Source organism: Synechococcus sp. MU1655, from assembly GCF_023630655.1.
Taxonomy (GTDB): Bacteria; Cyanobacteriota; Cyanobacteriia; order PCC-6307; family Cyanobiaceae; genus Synechococcus_C.
The window spans coordinates 1-4,192 of record NZ_JAKUHK010000184.1 but is presented as its reverse complement, the minus strand read 5'-3'; the positions used below and the strand labels follow the sequence as shown (position 1 = coordinate 4,192).

Sequence of the window (4,192 nt, the reverse complement as noted above, 5' to 3'; positions counted from 1 at the left end):
ATGAGCAGGGAGTGCTGTTGCTGGTTGGTGCTGAGGCCCTGCACCTCAAAGATCGCCTCGAGGCTTCGGGCTATCCATCGTTGGAGTGGGGGGCTGGAAATAGCACCATTGCAGCTTTTAGTCAGCAGCCGATCGCTGCAATCGTGTCACCGGGCCGGATGCCTGAGGTCAGTGAGCTCCGCCAGATGTTTGGAATGCTGCCGATTTTGCTTGGCGTGAGCGAAGACAGCATTCACGCTCGAGAGCTCTGCTTCAGTTCTGGGGCGGATGATTTCTGGTTGGCCACCAATGCACCGAGCGATCTCTTGCAACGCTTGCGCCTCCATCTTTCTCTTCAGAAACGCAGGGAAGAGCTCTGCACTGTGATCGCGGTTGGTGATTTGAAGCTTGAAACCAGAAGCGGAATGGTGCGTCGTGGGACCCGGCCGATTGGCTTAACGGAGCGAGAATCGTCCTTGCTGCTGTTGTTGTTTAAGGAGCGGGGCAGAGCCGTGAGTCGTGATCAAAACCTGCGTGAGGTTTGGAACGATGAGCAAGGGGTGTCGAGCAATGTGGTGGAGGTGTATATCCGTTATTTGCGTCAGAAACTTGAGGCGGATGGCGACACTCGCTTAATTCACACCATTCGTGGCCGTGGTTATTGCCTCAACAACGGCGTTCCTTTCCTGAAGAGCTCTTGATGGACGTATCTCCCCCCCAGCAGTTGCCCCTTGAAGTCCAATGGTGCGTTCGCGACGACACCTGCGTTCTTTTAGAGGTGGCGGACCAGCCCGAAGAACAACGGCTTGGATTAATGCAACGCCCGGCTTTGCCACCGCTGAGGGGCATGTGGTTTCCGTTTAAGCCCGCACGCCCGTTGCGCTTTTGGATGCTGAATACGATTGCGCCCCTCGACATGGTGTTTGTGCACCAGGGCGAGGTGATTGCGATTGAGGCCGAGGTGCCCATTTGTCCAGCTGTGCCCTGCAAGGCCTATGGGCCGATGGTTGATGCGGACGGTGTGATCGAGTTACGAGCTGGGGAGGCTAAGCGCCTGGGGCTTGGCGTTGGAGACACGGTGGTGATTGAACCGATCCAAGCAATGACGCCAAGCAATGACGCCAGCCAATGAAGTGGAAGAGGCAGGCCTAGCTAAAGAATCCCTTGGATTGAAGCCACAGCCCAACGGCAAGCAAGGGGCCAACGCCAACAATCAAAAGAGTGATCTTGAGGCGCAGTGGTGAAACCTGGGGTTTGCTTTCTCGGATTGCCATCCTGTGAGTTTCAAAGGGCTTGATTCTGCCCTTTTCGCTCGATCGCGTCATTCTCAGTCCAGCCGGGGAGCGCTTCCCTTGAGGATCAACACCGGATTCATCGGAGCAAGCCGGGTGCCATCGGCAAGGGGTTGGCCGCGCCAGGCCTGATGCTGACTCAGCTTCACCGTGTATTTAGCGGCCTCGAGCACCGGCCTCAGCTCAGCGAAGGCCTCCAACGTGGCGAGGGGAATCACCACTTCACCTTTGGGGGCCATGCACTGGATCACATGCTTCAGGAGGGATCGGCGCTTGCGGCCTCCGCCACCAATCAGCACCCGGTCGGGGGCGACTAATTCTGCAGGGAGGTTGCTGAGCTCGTCCATAGCATCGCCTTCCAGAATCGCTGCGGGTTGAACACCCAGGCGTCTGGCATTCGCGGCGATCAGTGTTGATCCGCCGCTGCGCTGTTCAATGCAAAGCAACTGCAGCTGAGGCCTGAGCCGCAGCGCTTCAAGGCCCACGCTGCCGGTCCCAGCACCAAGATCCCAGAGCACGCCTTGCGCTGGAAGGTTCAGCTCAGCGAGCAATTGGATCCGCACCTCGCGTTTGGTCATTAAGCCGGGCCGATCGCTGTGTTGAAGAAACACACCATCCTCGAGACCAAACAGCGGCAACTGATCTGGAGGTTGAGTCTCCTGGGCTTCTGAGAGCAACACCACCAGGTGGAGGGGGTGCAAATCGCTCGGCGTGGCTTCGGATGGATCGAGCCGTTGCACGCGCTCACTGCTGTGACCAAGCGATTCGCAGAGCCAGAGGGCATAGGCCGATTCCAGGCCGCTGCTGCGCAAGCTTTGGCGGACCTCGTCCACGCCACCGCGGCTGGGATCGGTGAGCACCGCCAAGGCGCTGGGTCGTTGTTGCAAGCGCTGAGCCAGTGGGGCAGGGTCACGGCCATGCAAGCTGATCCATTGCGCGTCCTGCCAGGGTCTGCCTAGTCGGGCAAACGCCAGTTGTAAGGATGAGGGGCCTGGATGAAAGCGCAGACGTTCGCGGCCCAGGCGTTCGATCAAGATCCGGCCAATGCCGAACCACAATGGATCACCGCTGGCCAGCACCACCGCGCGTTGATCGCTCCCAAGACCAAGCAACTCGTCGCTCAGAGCGATTGGATGATCACTGGCGATGCAGCGAAGGGCTACTGGGCAGACAGACCAATGCTGCAGTGCTGGTAGCAACCGCTTTGGGGCTGCCACTAGGTCTGCCTGTTTCACCAAAAGCTGAGCCCAGGGTGGGAGCGAGCCGGGGGCACCGGCGTCGGTGCCGATCACATCGATCATCACGCCATTGTGCAGCGCTCGAGGCAGCGTTCAGTGCAAGGCCTTTTGCTCCCGATCGTGCTTGGTGGCCTAGATCATCGAGTGAATGGCCGGACAAAGCGTTTTGATCGCTGACGGTTAAAACGATCGGACCTCGTTGCTGTAGCGCTTACGGCGGCTAGATCGACAAGATTTCTTTGATGTTTATCCCAAGGAGAGTGATGCAAAAAGCTGATTGAACCGATCAATTGCTTCGATAACGGTGGTGTTTCCTTTGGGTGAATACCACCATAGAAGTATTTAAAATTTGACTCTGACTAGGACCGCAAATCTGCATGAATGGGATCGTGGCAAGGATCAACTATTTGTTGACTTCAGCCATGTGTCTCTTGGGGCCTCTGCAAACAGGTTTTGGTAAGCCTTGGCGAAATGTCCACGACTATGAAATCCATAGTGTTGAGCTACTTGCGTGATCGTTTTAAAATTTTCATTTGCACGCGCTTCGGTTGACCTCAAGATCCAATTCACTTGCTCGAGGCGTACACGTTTCATCATTTCCATCGGACCCATTCCAAGTGATTCTTTGCTTCCCTGAATCAGGGTTCTTCTCGATGCAAATAGCGATTCGCTGATTTGATCAAGGCTTAAGTCATTGTGTGAATTCTTGAAGGCCCAATCTATAAATTCTCTGACTAGTTCCTGACGGGGAGATGGTGCAAAGGTTATGTAATCTACATTGTGCTTGTCATTCAGAGCAATCAGGAATGAACTGTATAGATGGTTTGTTGCCTCTCGTCGATGCAGCGTTGTCAGGGGTGGATTTAGGAGAAGATTTTCAAACTTTTTCCGAAACTGTGCATGCATTGCAGGCGTAATCTGCAATGAATTGTTGGTTTTCAGTTGAGTAATCAGCTCTTCTTCTGTGGAATGGCAGATGAAAGAGTTGAATCGGCGGATCGACAGGATTGCTAGGAATGTGGTGCTGTTGGCTGTGAGTTGGAAATGGGATTCGACTTGTCCCTGACGAAAGCCATTGAGGGAGTAAGGGGCAATTGGCTGGTTGAATAACCGGTGTTCATCGGCTATTCCCGTCGCTTCAAAGCAAAAACTCATGCAGTCGTCTCCCCTCTCTCCATTGAGAAGTAGACGCTGATTGGTGCGAATTTCGAGCAGGCACATGCTGCCTAAGTTGAGTATCGAGAAGCATCCCTCTAGAGGGCCTGGGCTGAGTTGAACGGCATCAAAGGATTTCCCAATCCGTTTGAACAGCTGCTTTAGTTCGCTAGCAGAGTGAAAGGCGGTTTTCATGCTCTGATCAGCCTGAGCACCCGTACCACGACGTGCCAAGACTCCACTTCTCGTAGTGCGGGTGATGCTGGTAGGCAAGAGATTGATTTGGTGAACCTGAGAATATCCTTAGAATATGGGTTTTGTGTAGTGCATGACGATTGGATCAACCCTTTCTGAGGTGGCCCATCGCTGAGACGATACAAAGGTTGGTTGCGTTCAAGATGGAATGGCCGGAATAACTAGCCCGAGCACGTTTGATTGACAAGCGAAAGTAGATGTAATCATTCCTGCGTTTGCTGTTAAGTAAGAGCAGTTAAGTGCTGAGGATGCTGAGGTCTTTAAGGTGGTCTC

The 4,192-nt window shown here is 54.4% G+C and carries 4 protein-coding genes; 2 read left to right on the top strand and 2 right to left on the bottom strand.

Annotation, left to right across the window (positions count from 1 at the left end; all coding sequences use genetic code 11):
* Both NCN04_RS08755 and NCN04_RS08750 read left to right on the top strand, forming a co-directional pair.
* A partial coding sequence (locus NCN04_RS08755) for a response regulator transcription factor (protein WP_250395832.1) occupies positions 1–680 on the top strand: 680 nt, incomplete at its 5' end.
* Positions 680–1,111: a DUF192 domain-containing protein gene (locus NCN04_RS08750; protein ID WP_048346032.1), complete on the top strand. Its 432-nt coding sequence runs from the start codon at positions 680–682 to the stop codon at positions 1,109–1,111. The genes NCN04_RS08755 and NCN04_RS08750, both read left to right, overlap by 1 nt.
* A gap of 195 nt (positions 1,112–1,306) precedes the next feature.
* Here the strand turns inward: NCN04_RS08750 and cbiE are convergent, their stop codons facing one another.
* Both cbiE and NCN04_RS08740 read right to left on the bottom strand, forming a co-directional pair.
* A complete protein-coding gene (cbiE, locus tag NCN04_RS08745; RefSeq protein WP_250395831.1) occupies positions 1,307–2,572 on the bottom strand; it encodes a precorrin-6y C5,15-methyltransferase (decarboxylating) subunit CbiE in 1,266 nt (421 codons plus the stop codon).
* 336 nt (positions 2,573–2,908) lie between these two features.
* On the bottom strand, positions 2,909–3,898 hold the full coding sequence (locus NCN04_RS08740) for a helix-turn-helix transcriptional regulator (protein ID WP_250395830.1): 990 nt from the start codon (positions 3,896–3,898) through the stop codon (positions 2,909–2,911).
* Between the last annotated feature and the right edge of the window lie 294 nt (positions 3,899–4,192).

Excerpts from the sequence above, each read along its gene's own strand:
- NCN04_RS08750 (WP_048346032.1), top strand. The coding sequence starts at position 680 with ATGGACGTATCTCCCCCCCAGCAGTTGCCCCTTGAAGTCCAATGGTGC.
- cbiE (WP_250395831.1), bottom strand. The coding sequence starts at position 2,572 with ATGATCGATGTGATCGGCACCGACGCCGGTGCCCCCGGCTCGCTCCCA.